Source organism: Bacillus sp. 2205SS5-2, from assembly GCF_037024155.1.
In the GTDB taxonomy this organism is placed as follows: domain Bacteria; phylum Bacillota; class Bacilli; order Bacillales; family Bacillaceae_K; genus Bacillus_CI.
On record NZ_JAYKTS010000015.1, the window covers coordinates 12,586 to 29,364 of the forward strand.

12 protein-coding genes and 1 other annotated feature are annotated in these 16,779 nt (G+C 38.6%); of the genes, 6 read left to right on the forward strand and 6 right to left on the reverse strand.

Annotated features, from left to right (window positions below):
* Positions 1 to 3 precede the first annotated feature (3 nt).
* Positions 4 to 606, forward strand: coding sequence for a 30S ribosomal protein S4 (gene rpsD / locus U8D43_RS11320; RefSeq protein ID WP_335871290.1), 603 nt, complete (start codon positions 4 to 6; stop codon positions 604 to 606).
* A gap of 84 nt (positions 607 to 690) precedes the next feature.
* Here the strand turns inward: rpsD and tyrS are convergent, their stop codons facing one another.
* A complete protein-coding gene (gene tyrS, locus U8D43_RS11325; RefSeq protein WP_335871291.1) occupies positions 691 to 1,953 on the reverse strand; it encodes a tyrosine--tRNA ligase in 1,263 nt (420 codons plus the stop codon).
* A 64-nt stretch (positions 1,954 to 2,017) separates the two neighbouring features.
* Positions 2,018 to 2,227, reverse strand: a binding site (T-box leader).
* A gap of 145 nt (positions 2,228 to 2,372) precedes the next feature.
* On the opposite strand from tyrS, the gene U8D43_RS11330 reads away from it, so the two are divergent.
* Positions 2,373 to 5,342 (forward strand): transglycosylase domain-containing protein, encoded by a 2,970-nt coding sequence (locus tag U8D43_RS11330; RefSeq protein WP_335871292.1) that lies wholly within the window; start codon positions 2,373 to 2,375, stop codon positions 5,340 to 5,342.
* A 66-nt stretch (positions 5,343 to 5,408) separates the two neighbouring features.
* Here U8D43_RS11330 and acsA read toward each other — a convergent pair whose 3' ends face one another.
* The gene (gene acsA / locus U8D43_RS11335) at positions 5,409 to 7,127 is read right to left on the reverse strand and encodes an acetate--CoA ligase (protein WP_335871365.1); all 1,719 of its coding nucleotides are present in this window, start codon (positions 7,125 to 7,127) and stop codon (positions 5,409 to 5,411) included.
* A gap of 448 nt (positions 7,128 to 7,575) precedes the next feature.
* Here acsA and U8D43_RS11340 point away from each other — a divergent pair, with 448 nt between their 5' ends.
* Genes U8D43_RS11340 through U8D43_RS11350 form a run of 3 tightly spaced genes read left to right on the forward strand, consistent with a single transcriptional unit; the run spans position 7,576 to position 10,063 of the window.
* Positions 7,576 to 8,208: a GNAT family N-acetyltransferase gene (locus U8D43_RS11340; RefSeq protein ID WP_335871293.1), complete on the forward strand. Its 633-nt coding sequence runs from the start codon at positions 7,576 to 7,578 to the stop codon at positions 8,206 to 8,208.
* A 38-nt stretch (positions 8,209 to 8,246) separates the two neighbouring features.
* Entirely contained in the window at positions 8,247 to 8,888 is a 642-nt protein-coding gene (locus U8D43_RS11345; protein WP_335871294.1) for an acetoin utilization AcuB family protein, read from the forward strand.
* Entirely contained in the window at positions 8,882 to 10,063 is a 1,182-nt protein-coding gene (locus tag U8D43_RS11350; protein ID WP_335871366.1) for an acetoin utilization protein AcuC, read from the forward strand. Before U8D43_RS11345 ends, U8D43_RS11350 begins: the two co-directional genes overlap by 7 nt.
* A 187-nt stretch (positions 10,064 to 10,250) precedes the next feature.
* On the opposite strand, the gene motS is transcribed toward U8D43_RS11350, so the two are convergent.
* The 4 genes from motS to U8D43_RS11370 all read right to left on the reverse strand — a co-directional run bounded on the left by motS (position 10,251) and on the right by U8D43_RS11370 (position 14,366).
* Positions 10,251 to 11,024, reverse strand: a complete 774-nt coding sequence (motS, locus tag U8D43_RS11355) for a flagellar motor protein MotS (protein ID WP_335871295.1) — start codon at positions 11,022 to 11,024, stop codon at positions 10,251 to 10,253.
* Positions 11,014 to 11,838, reverse strand: coding sequence for a flagellar motor protein MotP (motP, locus tag U8D43_RS11360; protein WP_335871296.1), 825 nt, complete (start codon positions 11,836 to 11,838; stop codon positions 11,014 to 11,016). Before motP ends, motS begins: the two co-directional genes overlap by 11 nt.
* A 59-nt stretch (positions 11,839 to 11,897) precedes the next feature.
* A complete protein-coding gene (gene ccpA / locus U8D43_RS11365) occupies positions 11,898 to 12,896 on the reverse strand; it encodes a catabolite control protein A (protein WP_335871297.1) in 999 nt (332 codons plus the stop codon).
* A 393-nt stretch (positions 12,897 to 13,289) separates the two neighbouring features.
* Positions 13,290 to 14,366, reverse strand: coding sequence for a bifunctional 3-deoxy-7-phosphoheptulonate synthase/chorismate mutase (locus U8D43_RS11370; RefSeq protein ID WP_335871298.1), 1,077 nt, complete (start codon positions 14,364 to 14,366; stop codon positions 13,290 to 13,292).
* A 207-nt stretch (positions 14,367 to 14,573) separates the two neighbouring features.
* On the opposite strand from U8D43_RS11370, the gene U8D43_RS11375 reads away from it, so the two are divergent.
* Positions 14,574 to 16,736: a cell division protein FtsA gene (locus U8D43_RS11375; protein ID WP_335871367.1), complete on the forward strand. Its 2,163-nt coding sequence runs from the start codon at positions 14,574 to 14,576 to the stop codon at positions 16,734 to 16,736.
* Positions 16,737 to 16,779: the final 43 nt, after the last annotated feature.

The window sequence follows — 16,779 nt, forward strand, 5'->3', positions numbered from 1 at the left end:
TTCATGGCTCGATATACAGGTCCAAGTTGGAAATTATCCCGTCGTCTTGGTATTTCACTAAGCGGTACAGGTAAAGAATTAGAAAAGCGTCCTTATGCTCCAGGACAACACGGTCCTAATCAACGTAAAAAAATCTCTGAGTACGGTTTACAATTACAAGAGAAGCAAAAGCTTCGTCACATGTATGGCGTAACTGAGCGTCAATTCCGTAACTTATTTGATAAAGCAGCTAAATTCCAAGGTAAACATGGTGAAAATTTCATGATTTTACTTGAATCTCGCCTTGATAACGTTGTTTATCGTTTAGGCTTAGCTCGTACACGTCGTCAAGCACGTCAATTAGTTAACCACGGTCATATTACTGTTGATGGAAAACGCGTTGATATTCCATCATTCCGTTTACAACCTGGTCAAACAATTGCTGTTCGCGAAAAATCTCGTAACTTTAGCATTGTTAAAGAAGCTATTGAAGCTAGCAACTACATCCCTGATTTTGTTACTTTCGACGCTGAAAAACTTGAAGGTACTTTCAACCGCTTACCTGAGCGTTCTGAATTACCAGCTGAAATTAACGAAGCTCTTATCGTTGAGTTCTACTCTCGTTAATAACAAAAAGTCTGCCCTTGGGCAGACTTTTTTAATAAGACAAGAATGTATAAAAACAGCCTGAGCAATGAGCTCAGGCTGTTTTTATACGTATTGAATTAAGAAATACTTTTTCTTCCCTCTACGGATAATTGTAAATTGATCTTCAATTCGATCCTTTTGATTCAGAGTATATTGAAGTTCCGTTAGTCGTTCTCCATTCAGATAAACCGCACCATTTTGAACATCTTCTCGTGCTTGACGCTTCGAAGGAACAATTTTGGCTGCGACTAACAAATCAATTAATCCTACTTCTTCCTCTTTCTTTTGTGAAAAGGTCGAAACATCTTTGAATCCTTGCTGAATTTCTGTAGCTGTCAGTGTTTTCACATCACCACTAAACAGGGCTTTTGTAATCTTGATCGCTTGCTCAAGCGCTACTTTCCCATGAATTAAAGCAGTCATTTCTTCAGCCAATGTTTTTTGTGCCTTTCGTAAATGTGGCTCTTGTTGGAGTGATAACTCTAACGATTCTATTGCTTCCCTTGAAAGAAAGGTAAAGAACTTCAAGTATTTCAATACATCCGTATCCGCTGTATTAATCCAAAATTGATAAAATTCATAGGGTGTCGTTTTGCTCGAATCTAGCCAGATTGCTCCGCTTTCGGTTTTTCCGAATTTGGTTCCATCTGATTTGGTCACTAGAGGAATAGTTAAACCATATGCTTTTGCGCCTTCTTCCTGCGTTTTACGGATCAACTCTAACCCTGTTGTGATATTTCCCCATTGATCACTACCTCCAATTTGAAGCTTGCAGTTATGATTTTCGTATAGATGCTGAAAATCCATGGCTTGTAAAATCGTGTACGTGAATTCTGTAAAGGATATGCCGGAGTCTAAGCGGGAAGATATCGTATCTTTCGCTAACATATAATTAATGCCTACATACTTTCCAAAATCCCGAAGAAAAGTAACAATATCAATCGATCCAATCCAATCATAGTTATTGACCATGACTGCACCATTTTTACCTTCAAATGAAAAAATTTGTTTCAATTGTTCCTTCAAGCACGCTACATTGTGTTGAACAGACTCTAACGTTTGAAGTTGCCTCTCCTCTTTTTTCCCGCTAGGATCTCCGATTAGACCTGTAGCCCCACCAACTAAAACAAGTGGTCTGTGTCCATGCATTTGAAAACGACGAAGCGTTAAAAACGGCAATAAATGACCAATATGCATGCTATCTGCAGTCGGATCTACTCCGCAATAAATAGAAATTTTCTCCTCATTTAATACGTTGGTCAAACCCTCCTCATCTGTTTGTTGATAAATTATCCCTCTCCATTTTAAATCATCTAAAAGTTCCATGCTTCTTCCTCCTTTTTAGTTCCTCATATCAAGTTTAAAGCATAAAAAAACGCCCTGCAGTAAATGCAGGGACGCTGTATGCGCGGTACCACCCAACTTAAGGACTAAGTCCTTCTCTTCATAAAAATAACGGTTTCCCGTTTACTGCTACTTCTCATTCACAGTAAAAGCTCAAGGAGGTAATTCACCCACATATTTGTACTGATTTCCACCAACCATCAGCTCTCTAACAAACAGGGATATGTACGCTACTTAATCCTATCATAGCCAGTTTTCTATTCATTTGATATAATTACATATTAAGTTTTTTATCACAAAAAAGCTACTAATGTCAAATATAATAAGAGAATTTCACAATATTCTCTTAGAAAAGTGTCAAAATATGCTATAATGTATGTGATTTTAGGGGGATTGATTCAATGAATGAAAAATGGAACACACTTAAAGAAAGGCTCAGGCCTTTCACAGATTTTTTTCAGAATAAATCCATTCACAAAAGTACAAGAATTACGTTTGGTGTGGTTTGGAATTTAGTTCTATTCTTTATTATTGTAGCTGTAATGGGACTATCCTTTGCCGGAGGGGTTGGAGCTGGTTATTTTGCTTCTCTCGTAAAAGATGAGCCTGTTCGTTCCTATGATAGTATGCAAAAAGATATTTACAACTATGAAGAAACTTCGAAATTTTATTTCTCAGATAATGTTTACTTAGGGAAACTACGCACCGACTTAGAAAGAGAAGAAATAAAAATTGAAGATGTATCAAAGCACTTAAAAAACGCCGTGATTGCCACAGAAGATGAATACTTTGAAGAGCATGAAGGCGTCGTTCCAAAAGCGATTCTACGAGCGATCTTCCAAGAATTCACCAATGCTGAAGTACAGTCTGGTGGGAGTACACTGACACAGCAGTTGATTAAAAACCAAGTTTTAACCAACGAGGTCTCTTTTGAACGAAAAGCAAAGGAAATCCTTCTTGCTCTTCGACTTGAACGATTCTTTGAAAAGGATGAAATTTTGGAAGCATACTTAAATGTGGCAACTCTTGGACGTAATTCGTCAGGTAGAAACATTGCTGGAGTTCAGGCCGCAGCACAAGGGATCTTTGGTGTGGACGCAAAAGATTTAAACATTCCACAATCGGCTTTCATTGCTGGACTGCCACAAGCACCTTTTGCCTATACACCGTTTAGTGTTCCTGATGAAAATGGAACACTAAAAAGCGAAGAAGGACTCCAACCAGGACTCGCCAGAATGCAAACAGTTCTTTATCGAATGTTTGAAGAAGGGTACTTAACCGAAGAAGAGTACAACAATGCAAGCACTTACGATATCGTAAAAGATTTTATTTCTGCGAAAGAAAATCCTGCAGAACAATACCCTTATTTAACTCAAGAATTGGAAAACCGGTCGATAGAATTAATGGGAGAAATTTTAGCCGAAAAAGAAGGCTTTTCAAAAGAGGATCTTGAGCTCGATAGTGAGCTAAAGGATAAATATTACACACTAGCAGATCGTGATATTCGTCAAAATGGGTATGAAATTCATTCAACGGTTATGAAGGATATATATGATGCCATGCAAGAAACAAAGGATAATTACTCAAATTATGGACCTAAGCTAACGGTGGAAGTCACTGATCCTGTGACAGGTGAGGTCGTTCTTGATGAGGAAACCGGTGAACCACTTCTAAAAGATGCACCTGTTCAAGTAGGTGGCATAATGATTGAAAACAAAAGTGGGAAAATCTTGAGCTTTGTTGGTGGGCGTGACTTTGAACTGGAACAAATTAATCATGCCACTCAGTCGATTCGTCAAAATGGTTCAACGATGAAGCCATTACTGGTTTATGCACCTGCTTTAGAGTATGGATTAATAGGTACTAATACACCGGTTGTAGATATTCCATTTGAAACCGTTGCTGGTGGAAAAACATGGAGACCTTTAAATTATACGACTTATAAAATTAACGGGTTAATGCCAGCCAGATTGGCCGTTGCTCAGTCAACAAACCTTTCTGCAGCTAGACTGTATTTACAAACAATCGATAGACAACCACTAAATTTTGTTAAACAAATGGGCTTCTCTACTCTCCATCCAAATGACTATGGTGCACCTGCCCTATCACTAGGTGGAATGACGTATGGTGTTTCATTAGAAGAAAATACGAATGCCTATACAACCTTCGCTAACGAGGGGCAATTTATTGATGCTTATATGATTGATAAAATAGTTGACCGAAATGGTGAGACTATATATGAACACAAAAGTGAACCAACGCAGGTCTTCTCACCACAAACGGCGTATTTAATGCTAGATATGATGAGAGACACAATGAAATCTTCTACAGGTGGAACCGGGAGATCTGCTGGCACCTATTTAAATTATTGGAGTGATTGGGCAGGGAAATCTGGAACCAGCCAAGATCACAAGGACCATTGGTTTATTGCTTCTAATCCTAATATTACGTTTGGAACATGGAATGGATACGACAAACCAGCCAATCTTAAAATAGGATCCGGGCATTATGGTGTTAGGAATATTCAACTCTGGTCAGAACTATTAAACTCCGCATATAAGCTTCATCCTGAGCTGGTTGATCCAGAAGAGCGCTTTAAAATGCCAGGTGGAATTGTTTCTCGCTCATTTTGCTCAATTTCTGGAATGCTTCCATCAAAAGCCTGTTCAGACGCCGGACTTGTTTCGAGTGGACTCTTTAATGAGCGCTTTGCACCTAATCAAGTCGACGATAGCTTAATTGCTAGCAAATATGTCACCATCGGAGATCAAAAATACTTAGCACTAAATTCAACACCCGCTGAATTTTCAGAATCAGGCGTTATCTTAAATCCTGATTTTGTCAAACGAATGTTAGCAGGACTGAATGCAGATCCTAGGGATTTGGTACCTTCTTCAGATGAGCGCTTCAAAAACATCTTAGTCGCTGAGAACAAGATTAATGATGACGGAGTAGCTCCAAGCACCGTAAGCGCTTCTAAATCTGGAAGCACGATTACTTGGACATCAAGCGCAAGCAAAGATGTTGTCGGTTATCGTGTGTATAAGCTGAACGGAGCTAATCGTTCAAAAGTGGCGAGTATAAGATCTGGGAATGCTTATAACTATAGCGCTGGAAACGGTCAATATATCGTAGTTGCTGTCGATGTCGCTGGAATTGAGTCAGGAGCCTCAAATCCAATTCAAATAGGTACACCTGAAAAGGAAGAAGATCCTGAACCTAAGCCAGAACCTAAGCCGGAACCACCACCCGTTGAGCCTCCCCCTGTTGATGAAGAACCAACAGATCCACCGCCCGTGGATGAAGAGCCGACGGACCCTCCACCTGGAGAGGATGAACCAACAGATCCTCCCCCGGTCGAAGATGAATAACAATGAATAAAACAAGAAACGCCTCCAACTAGGTTGGAGGCGTTTCTTGTTTATGGAAAGCTACTTTTAATCTTCCATTGTCGATAAATCTCCAGCAGGTAAATCTAATTCCCATGCCTTTAATACTCTTCTCATAATCTTACCACTTCTCGTTTTAGGTAGTTTATCTCTGAATTCGATTTCTCTTGGAGCGGCATGAGCGGCTAAACCTTTTTTAACAAATTGTCGAATTTCTTCTTTTAGCTCATCCGTTACCGTATATCCATCGCGAAGGGCCACAAATGCTTTAATGATTTCCCCGCGAACAGGGTCAGGTTTTCCGATAACACCAGCTTCTGCCACAGCTGGATGCTCCACTAGCTTACTTTCAACCTCAAACGGTCCGACCCGTTCACCAGAGGTCATAATGACATCATCGATTCTTCCTTGAAACCAGAAGTAACCATCTTCATCCATATAAGCCGAATCACCAGAAACGTACCAGTCACCTGGCATAAAATAAGAATCATACTTTTCTTGATTATTCCAGATTGCGTCCATCATCGATGGCCAGCCTTTTTTTATTGCTAGATTTCCCATTCGATTTGGAGGAAGTTCTTGACCTTGGTCATCCACAATCGCTGCTTTGACACCCGGAATTGGTTTGCCCATTGAACCCGGTTTAACGTCAAGGCAAGGATAATTACAGATTAATTGACTACCCGTTTCCGTCATCCACCAAGTATCATGAATACGTAAATGGAAAACTTTCATTCCCCAGCGAATCACTTCAGGATTCAAAGGCTCACCTACACTTAATACATGTCGAAGAGAAGATAAGTCGAATTTTTTCACAAGCTCATCTCCAGCTCCCATTAGCATTCTAAAGGCTGTTGGTGCTGAATACCAAACCGATATACCGAAATCTTCAATGACTTGATACCAATTATCCGGGCTAAACCGACCACCTAGGATTACATTCGAAGCACCTACTAGCCAAGGACCAAACATACCATAAGAAGTCCCTGTTACCCAACCAGGGTCAGCAGTACACCAGAAAACATCCTCCTCTTGTAGGTCTAATACCCATTTAGCAGTTTGATAATGCTGAATCATGGCATTATGTACATGCAGCACGCCTTTTGGTTTACCTGTAGACCCAGAAGTATAGTGAAGCACTAAACCATCTTTACGGTCTACCCATTCCAATTGAAGTCTTTTATCAGCACTCTTCATTTTCTCATTAAAATTAATATATTGATCGCTTTCTTCAAAGTCTCCCCCAACAAGAAAGATGTGCTTTAAGTTAGGAAGTTCATCCACCGGTACACGTTTAAGTAAATCCGGAGTAGTAACTAATACCTTTGCCTCACTATCTTGTAAACGATCTTTTACAGCGCTTTCCATGAATGCCTCAAATAAAGGACCAACAATTGCTCCAAGTTTAATAACACCAAGGGCTGCAAAATATAGTTCTGGGGACCGAGGCATAAAAATAAAAACGCGGTCACCTTTTTCCACATCACCAAAATTCTTCAAGACATTTCCTGCTTTATTGGAATTCTCTTTCATTTCCCTGAAAGTGTATTTATCATTTCGGTGTTGATCTTGGTAGTAGAGGGCAATTTTATTTTTTCGAAAGGATTCAGCATGTCGATCAATGGCTTCATAAGCCATATTCACTCTCCCTGTTTGAGACCAAGAAAATTCTTTTTCCACTTCACTCCAATTAAAACCATCATTGGCTTGTGGATACTCTTTTAAATTATACTTTCCACTCACACTTGGTAGCGCTTCCATTTTCATAAACATCCATCCCCTCTTTCAATTTATCCCATCCAAACTAGCCTATTAAACTCGAAGATATAATGCCCACAAGAACCCGATTGATTCAACATGTCATCATTGAAGGTTTTGGCTTTCACTAATGAAATTTTCATTAGTATCTTTGCTTTCATTATAGTATAATTATGTCATTTTCACAATTTTTAAATTTTTAAATCTAATCATTGATTTGAAAACTTTGTGAAACTTATTTATATTTGGTATATTCATGTATAATAAGATTAATAGAAATGACTTCAATTTTTGATAAACCCAATCAAGTGACCATTGGCGGCTCACCATATTACATATTTCTCTGCCGTTTAACAAAAGCGCACGGTGAGCCGATTGCGCCTGGAGCTAGACACATAAACCATTTTAAAATTTATGCTTTCTTACTTTTTTAAAAAGGAATTGAGGTGTTGACCAAATGGAACATATTAAAACGTATAATGCAACAGAACTTAAAACCCCAATAGGAAATGTAATTATCGAAGGTCCAGTCTCTCCTGAGAAATTGGCTTCTTTAGAATTTCACGAAGACTTAGTAGCATTTCGTCCTCCTGCTCAACAACATAAAGCCTTAATCGAAATTGCTGGTCTCCCAGAAGGACGAATTATTATTGTCCGAGAGCATAACACTGTCGTGGGATACGTGACCTATTTGTATCCTGACCCATTGGAGAGATGGTCTCAAGGAAATATGAAGGATTTAATCGAATTAGGGGCTATTGAAGTCATCCGGAAGTTTAGAGGAAACTCTATCGGAAAACACTTATTAAAAGTATCGATGATGGATGATGCCATGGAGGATTACTTAATAATTACGACTGAATATTATTGGCATTGGGATTTGAAGGGAACAGGGTTAAATGTGTGGGAATATCGTAAAATCATGGAAAAAATGATGAATGCTGGTGGGTTAGAATGGTTTGCTACCGATGATCCTGAAATAAGTTCTCACCCTGCAAATTGCCTAATGGCACGGATTGGAAAACGTATTGGTCCAGAAACCATTCAACAATTCGATCAGCTTCGTTTTATGAATCGATTCATGTACTAAGGTTAAGGTATCACAATCACAAAGGAGGGGATTTTGAGATGATTGTTGAAGAAATAATGAAAACAAATGTATCTGTATTAACACCCGATGACACGATCCTTACCGCACTTGAGTTAATGCGCTCAAAAGGTATACGACATCTTCCAATATGTGATTCAGACCAGCTTATTGGAATCATAAGTGATCGAGATTTAAAAGAAGCAACCCCTTCTATTTTCAATGCTCCTTCTGAGGAAGAACTAAACAAACCATTGAAGTTAATAATGAAGAAAAATGTCATTACGGGACATCCTCTCGATTTTGTTGAAGAAGTCGCAGCACTTTTTTATGAACACAATATAAGTTGTTTACCTGTTGTAAAAGAAGGAAAGCTAGTTGGTATTATTACAGAAACGGACCTACTTCATACATTAATAGAATTAACCGGTGCTCATCAGCCTGGTTCACATTTTGAAGTAAAAGTACCGAATAAAGCTGGCATGCTCTTTGAAGTTGCCCGTATCTTAATGGAGCATAAAGTGAATATTCATAGCGTCCTTGTTTATCCAGATAAAGAAGATAAGCAATATAAAATTTTAGTTTTTCGCATATCTACAATGAACCCTCTTTCTTTGCTTGAAAGATTAAAAAAAGAAGGACATATTGTTCTCTGGCCAAATATGCCCGGAGTCTCATCATGAAAAACGCTGTTTTTGTTCACTCTGATGATTTACTGTCTTATCGATTCTCTGAGCATCATCCCTTCAATCAATTTCGCCTCCAATTAACTGTGGATTTATTAAAAAGTATAGGTGCCTTAAAAGACGAGGATTACCGAATGCCAAGAACCGCTACAGATGACGAGCTTTGCTCAATTCATTACAAGGATTTTGTAAACGCTGTCAAAGATGCAGGGCACAATAGACTAGCCCCTGACATTGCTGAGAACTATGGAATTGGGACAGATGACACACCCATATTTGAAAATATGCATGAAGCCAGTTCTCTCCTAGTAGGAGGCACCCTAACCGCCGTAGAAGAGGTAATGAGTGGACGTGCCCAGCATGCCCTCCACCTTGGAGGTGGTCTTCATCACGGTTTCCGTGGAAAAGCCTCTGGTTTTTGCATATACAACGATAGCTCCGTTGCGATTAAATATATGCAAGAAAAATATGGTGCTCGTGTATTATACGTAGATACAGATGCTCACCACGGGGATGGAGTGCAATGGTCGTTTTATGATGATCCGGATGTTTGTACGTTTTCGATTCATGAGACTGGCCGCTATTTGTTCCCAGGTACTGGCCAGATTAATGAACGTGGCAACGGTAAAGGCTATGGCTATTCCTTTAATATTCCGCTTGACGCATTCACCGAAGACGAATCCTGGATTGAATCGTATGAAGTTGCCTTAAAAGAAGTAACTGCCTACTTTAAACCCGATGTGATATTAACGCAAAATGGGGCTGATGCTCATTATTATGACCCATTGACCCATTTAAGCTCAACGATCGATATATATAAGCGAATCCCTAAGCTTGCCCATCAATTGGCTCATCAATATTGTGATGGCCGATGGATTGCGGTTGGAGGTGGAGGATATGATATTTGGAGGGTTGTTCCTAGGGCGTGGTCCTTGTTATGGTTAGAAATGACCGACCAGCCTTTACCATCCAATTCGATTCCAATAAAGTGGATTGAGAAATATCAAAAACAGGCTCCCTTTCCGTTACCTACCCAGTGGACAGATCCCATTGACTTATATAAACCTATCCCCAGAAGAAATGAAATTACTGAAAAAAACGCACAGACGGTATCAAAACTACTTTACCCAATCCGGCAGCATAGCCCTAGCAATCATCGATCAGCTCAATGATCCTGTTATCATAAACTGATTATCCAAAATGAACAATAATAATAGGCTTCCTTCTGTAAAAAGAAGGAAGCCTATATACCTGTTATGTCCGCTCACATAGAAGAGGCAGACATTTAGATTGAAACCTTCATTTTTTTGAATAGTACACTTAAAAAAACATCCCCAAAGCCATTAACTCTAGGGATGTTTAACTATCTTGAGGATTTAAAAATACTAATTCAACTCGACGGTTTTTCTGAAGATTTTCTGGTTTATTATTTGGTGCAATCGGCCGAGTATCCCCGTAGCCTACAGCTATAAACCGAGAAGAATCCAAATCATGACCATCAATTAAGAAACGAATCACGCTACTAGCTCTAGAAGACGAGAGTTCCCAGTTTGAAGGAAATTTATAAGTGCGGATTGGGCGATTATCGGTGTGTCCTTCTATCTTGACGGCATTTGGTATTTCTTGAAGCAATTCTGCTAGTTTGTTCAAAAAAGAATAGGACTCCTTTTTTAGCGTAGCTTCTCCTGAGTTAAAAAGGACTTGCTCTTGAAGGACCAACACAACCCCACGTTCTGAACGAGTCGCAACCGCCACATCGCTAAGATCATGTTCAGATACATATTCCTGAATATCTGTTAACAAATTTTCTAATGAATCGTCCTCACTCGTTTCTCCCTTATCCACTTTAGACAACTCATCCGTTTGATTCTCATTATTGTCAACCAAATCGTCGTTTTTCTGAACATCAGGAGCAGCAGAAGGGTTTTCAAATGGTATCACCGAAGGATAAAACTCCAGAATTTGCTTTTGTTTAAAGGACTCAGCTATTGCTTTAAATTTTACTATATCGATTTGAGACATTGAAAATAGTAGAATAAAAAACACAAGAATTAAAGTGATTAAATCAGAGAAGGTTACCATCCATTTTGGTGCACCCTTTTCTGGCATAGGAAGCTTGCGGTTACGCTTCATTTATGACAGCCTCCTGCCCTTCCATTTCACTAGTTTCTTCTTGTTCATTTCGCTGTGCATTTGATAAAAACACACTCAGCTTTTCCTCTAAAATCTTAGGGTTTTGGCCAGATTGTACACCAATTACTCCTTCAATTACAATTTGTTTCACAAAAACTTCATTTTCAGTTTTAGCCTGTAATTTAGCTGCCATCGGAATAAAGACAAGATTGGACAACAGCGAACCATAAAGGGTCGTTAGTAAAGCTATAGCCATGTTTGGTCCCAGAGAAGAAGGGTCATTCAAGCTTTTCAGCATCAAAACTAGTCCAATAAGAGTCCCAATCATCCCCCAAGCCGGAGCATACTCGCCTGCTTTTTCTAGCAGACTTCTTCCCTTACGATGGCGATCTTCTAGAGCAATCATTTCAGCATTCAGTATATCTACTATGACATCTGGCTCAATTCCATCTACTGCTAACAAAACCCCTTTTTTAATAAACGGATCCTCTACGCTCTCTACTTCAGCCTCTAAAGCTAATAATCCTTCTCTTCTCGCTTTTTCTGAAAGATTAACAAATGTTTTGATTAATTCTTTAACCTCGTATTCTTCTTGTTGAAAGCTTTGTCTGATGACCTTAAACATTAACTTTAGCTCTTTTAGAGAGAAGCTTACCAACATCGCAGAAATTAGGCCACCCAGAACAACTAGAATGGATGGAATATCAATAAAAGAATTAAATCCTGCCAACCCACCATTTGTAATAATTGCAAAGGCAATAAAGGCGAATCCGACTATAAGGCCTATTGGTGTAAAAATATCTAGCTTTTTCATCGTTTCTCTCCCTAGATTTAAATAATAATCTGTCTATAATTTATATATCGACAGGAATATTATTTTGTTGAGTTACGATACTCAATTCTATGAGGAAGTACGACAATATTTTCATCTACTGTTTCTTTGTTCATATATTTTGTTAACAACCTCATTGCTACTGCTCCAATATCATATAATGGCTGAACAATTGACGTTAGCTGTGGACGAACCATTAATGCTAGTCGAGTGTTGTCGAAGCTAATCACTTCTATATCCTCTGGTATGGAAAGGCCATTATCCTGTGCACCATGCACAACACCAAGCGCCATTTCATCGTTTCCAACAATAACAGCCGTTGGTCTTTCTGCTAATTCACTTAACTTACTCCAGGCCTCGATGCCTGAGTCATACGTATAATCCCCTTCAACAATCAATTGTTCACTATACGATAGACCCGCTTCATTAAATGCTCTTTTAAAACCTGCTAACTTATGTTTAACATTGATCGTATCATTCAAGGGACCGTTTACAAAGGCAATATTTTGATGGTTTTTGTTCATCATTGCTTGAACAGAATCATAAGCTGCAGCTTCATAGTCTATATTCACAGAAGGAATATTTTTTGACTCTTCTACCGACCCTGCTAAAACAATAGGTACCGGGGAACGTTTAAACTCATCTACATGCTCCTCAGTAATATTTCCCCCCATAAAGACAATTCCATCCACTTGCTTACCTAGCATCGTGTTTAATAAGTGCAATTCTTTTTCTTTATTTTGATCTGAGTTACTCAAAATAATATTATACTTATACATAGTTGCTATATCTTCTATTCCTCGTGCTAGCTCGGCAAAAAAGATATTTGAGATATCAGGAATGATGACCCCGACTGTCGTCGTTTTTTTACTAGCTAACCCTCTTGCTACTGCATTAGGTCGATACTCTAATCGATCAATTACCTCTAGTACTTTTTTTCTTGTCGCTGGTTTTACATTTGGATTTCCATTAACCACACGTGAAACCGTCGCCATGGAAACGCTAGCCTCACGAGCTACATCATATATCGTTATATTCATAAAGAGTGCACTCCTTTTATCTATCCATTTAATATTATTTTACACTATTATTAAAAAATTCAAAAACAACAAGCGTAAGCAGATACTATTTTGTGATTTTTATCATACTTTAGTGGCACTAGAACTGCAATCAAATTCACTATATTATGTGGATTTTATCACATATTACATTGAAAGCATAAGATTAACTGGTTATCAGCTTATGACTTCGTGCTCTTTTCCTAAGACTCTAATCGCACACATTATTGGCTTTAAATTTATTATTCGATGGTAAACTTCATTTTTGCAGTAACTTAGAATAAGAACATATGAAGAAATGTCCCGAAACTTGTCTTTTTGCAGTATCTTTCCAACCGTAAAAAGAAACTAAAAAAAGGCTTCCAATGGAAACCTTTAAGACCGAATAGAAATTCCTTTTTGTATTTCATTATAAAATGTGTCGAATTGACTGATGTCCATCTGTTGAGCAGAATCACTAAGTGCTACCGCTGGATCTGGATGCACTTCTGCCATCACACCATCCGCCCCGATTGCTAATGCGGCTTTTGCCGCTGGTAATAACAAGTCTCTGCGACCAGTTGAATGCGTTACATCAACAAAGACTGGTAAATGCGTTTCTTGTTTTAAAATCGGAACAGCTGATATATCTAACGTATTACGAGTGGCTCTTTCAAAGGTTCTGATTCCTCTTTCACACAAAATGATGTTCTCATTTCCTTGTGAAATAATGTATTCAGCCGCATTAATAAATTCACTAATAGTGGCTGATAAACCTCGTTTTAGTAGAACGGGCTTATCAACTGCACCAGCTGCTTTTAAGAGGTCGAAGTTTTGCATATTACGTGCACCAATTTGGATAACATCAATGTACTGAACCGCTTTTTCAATATCAGCTGGGTTGACAATCTCACTTACAACTGCTAGGTCATATTCATCTGCAACTTGTTTTAAAATTTTCAAGCCTTCTAAACCAAGACCTTGAAAGTCATAGGGAGATGTACGAGGTTTAAAAGCTCCTCCTCGTAGAAGTTTTAATCCCTTAGCTTTCACAGATTGAGCTACCATTTTTACTTGTTCATAGGATTCTACAGCACAAGGACCAAAAATAAAATGTGGTTGACCGTCACCTATTTTTTCTCCTTTTATATCGACTATCGTATCTTCAGGTTTCTTTTTTCGAGAAACTAACAAAGCTTTACGATGGTCGTCTTGCTGCAATTCAAGGCCTGCTTTGAATATTTCTTTAAAAATGTGTTCAACAGTTGAATTTTCAAACGGTCCATCATTATGTTCATCAATGAGATTTAGCATATTTCTTTCTCTCACAGGATCATAGCGATTGATACCTTGTTTCTCTTTTGCTTTTCCAATTTCTTGCACAAGTGTTGCCCGCTCGTTGATAAGTTCTAATAGTTTTAAATTCATCTCATCTACTTGATGGCGAAGCTGATCTAATTCTTTATTACTCACGATACGCACCCTTTCTAGTTTATTAACGGTTTATTCGAATATCCAAAGGTATTTAATGTTTTATTCCAACAATTTGTGATACTTTTAAAATAGGTGATAAAGAACATTATAATTCAAAAAAAAATAAATGTCACTAGTTTTCACTTTATTTATTAAACGCTTTTAAGCACTAAAGTATTATTTTGAAATATAAAAGTGGGTGAAATGATGCAGCTTGAAAAAAAAGTATTTGCTTTAGATATCGGAACAAGGTCTGTGGTAGGTATTATTTTAGAGGAAACAGATTCTTCCTATAAGGTTTTGGATCTCTTATCCATTGAGCACAAAGAAAGGGCTATGGTGGATGGACAAATTCATGATGTTGTTGCCGTAAGTGAAGTCATTAATGAAGTCAAAAAACAACTGGAACAAAAACATGGTTCTCTTACAAAGGTATGCGTGGCTGCAGCTGGGCGTGCATTAAGAACACAAACATCAGAGGCTCTAATAAATATACAAGGAAAATCACTAATGACAGCTGAAGATATTCTTCACTTAGAGCTCAGTGCGGTGCAACAAGCACAGGCTCTTGCTGCCGAGAAACAACAGTCAGATAAAAGCACTCATTATTATTGTGTAGGGTATTCTGTTCTATACTATAAGCTAGATGGAGAAGAAATTGGCAATCTTATTGATCAACAAGGGCATACAGCAAAGGTAGAAATAATCGCAACTTTTTTGCCACGAATCGTCGTGGAGTCTTTACTTTCTGCGTTAAAGCGAGCTGATTTGGAAATGGAGGCATTAACACTTGAACCGATTGCCGCCATTAATGTATTGATCCCCCCCTCTATGAGACGCTTAAATGTCGCCCTTGTCGATATTGGCGCAGGAACCTCTGACATCGCCATTACGGAAAGCGGCACAGTTACGGCCTATGGTATGGTACCAACAGCAGGTGATGAGATTACAGAAGCACTTAGTGATGCTTTTTTGCTTGATTTTCCTTTTGCAGAAGAAGCTAAGCGTAAACTCTCAAAAGAAGAATCTATTGTCATTACGGATATTTTAGGGTTTGAAACCGAAATCACCAGGAGCGATTTAATAGACAAAATTTCGCATTCGATTGATCATTTAGCTCAAACCATTGCAGAAGAAATTAATGAGCTAAATTATTCCCGCTCTCCTAAAGCTGTTATGCTCGTCGGTGGTGGTAGTCAGACACCCGAACTTCCATCTCGATTAGCAAAAGCCCTTCGCTTGCCTCTAAATCGAGTAGCTATCCGTGGAGTCGATGCGATTCCACATATTTCAATTGATAATGAAACTTCAATGGGTCCGGAACTCGTGACACCGATTGGCATTGCCATTGCGGCAAAGAAATCTCCCGTACAATACGTAACAACTTATGTTAACGGTCAGCCTGTTCGTTTATTTGAAGTAAACACTCTTTCCGTAGGTGATTGTCTACTAGCGGCAGGAATAAAAATAAACAAGTTGTATGGTAAGCCAGGGATAGCTATGATCGTAAATGTCAATGGGCAAGAGGTGACCATTCCCGGACAATATGGAAAGGCCCCACTTATTTTAAAAAACGGAAAACCATGTTCCTTCGATGAGCATGTGGCCAACGAAGACGAATTAATAGTGGAAAAAGGTCTAGATGGAGCAGCAGCAAGTCTAACCGTTGGTGACTTAATTGATTTCGCCCAACCCAAAACTATTTATATAGATGATAAACCCATTCAACTTCCAACCACCGTGTTAAAAAATGGGGAGGTTGTTGACAAGTTTACCTCTGTGTCAGATCGAGACAAAATAAGCATCGAAGAGCTATCAACTTTACGAGAAATTTTTAATTTTTATGAGAACAAGGCATGGAGAACCAGTTTACATCCCTTCCGTGTGAGCTTGAATGGAAAGGAGACGTTTTTCCCAATATATTCAGGGAAAGTCACAGTGAATGGACAAGAGGTGAAATCATCCTATTCTCCTCAACAAGGAGACCGGATTATCAGCGTACCTGGACCAGAAGTAACGTGGCAAGAAATTGCCAAAAAAAAACATTTGCTTATACAAAAGTCGATCATTGTTACCTATAATGGGCAAGAAATACAACTTGATAAAAAACAATTAGAAGCATACAAGAACGGAGAAGAAATTCTAGCAGATTCCATCATTCAAAATGGAGATTCGATTTTATATAAACTCATTGGTACTTCAGATTTTATTTTTCAAGATTTATTCCGACACATTGAGGTGGACATGCCCCCTAATGCAGGTGGAAAATTTCAATTGTTGCGAAATGGTGAAATTACCACTTTTTATGACCCTATCCATGCAGGAGACTCTTTGGAAATCCAGTGGCCCCTTGCAAAAGAAAAGTCATAAGCTTGTAAAGCTCCTTTCAGCTATTTAGGTAAAAAAACTCCAG

Excerpts from the sequence above, each read along its gene's own strand:
- rpsD (WP_335871290.1), top strand. The coding sequence starts at position 4 with ATGGCTCGATATACAGGTCCAAGTTGGAAATTATCCCGTCGTCTTGGT.
- motS (WP_335871295.1), bottom strand. The coding sequence starts at position 11,024 with ATGAAGCGTAACCGCAAGCTTCCTATGCCAGAAAAGGGTGCACCAAAA.
- ccpA (WP_335871297.1), bottom strand. The coding sequence starts at position 12,896 with ATGAATATAACGATATATGATGTAGCTCGTGAGGCTAGCGTTTCCATG.
- U8D43_RS11340 (WP_335871293.1), top strand. The coding sequence starts at position 7,576 with ATGGAACATATTAAAACGTATAATGCAACAGAACTTAAAACCCCAATA.
- U8D43_RS11375 (WP_335871367.1), top strand. The coding sequence starts at position 14,574 with ATGCAGCTTGAAAAAAAAGTATTTGCTTTAGATATCGGAACAAGGTCT.
- tyrS (WP_335871291.1), bottom strand. The coding sequence starts at position 1,953 with ATGGAACTTTTAGATGATTTAAAATGGAGAGGGATAATTTATCAACAA.
- acsA (WP_335871365.1), bottom strand. The coding sequence starts at position 7,127 with ATGAAAATGGAAGCGCTACCAAGTGTGAGTGGAAAGTATAATTTAAAA.
- motP (WP_335871296.1), bottom strand. The coding sequence starts at position 11,838 with ATGAAAAAGCTAGATATTTTTACACCAATAGGCCTTATAGTCGGATTC.
- U8D43_RS11345 (WP_335871294.1), top strand. The coding sequence starts at position 8,247 with ATGATTGTTGAAGAAATAATGAAAACAAATGTATCTGTATTAACACCC.
- U8D43_RS11330 (WP_335871292.1), top strand. The coding sequence starts at position 2,373 with ATGAATGAAAAATGGAACACACTTAAAGAAAGGCTCAGGCCTTTCACA.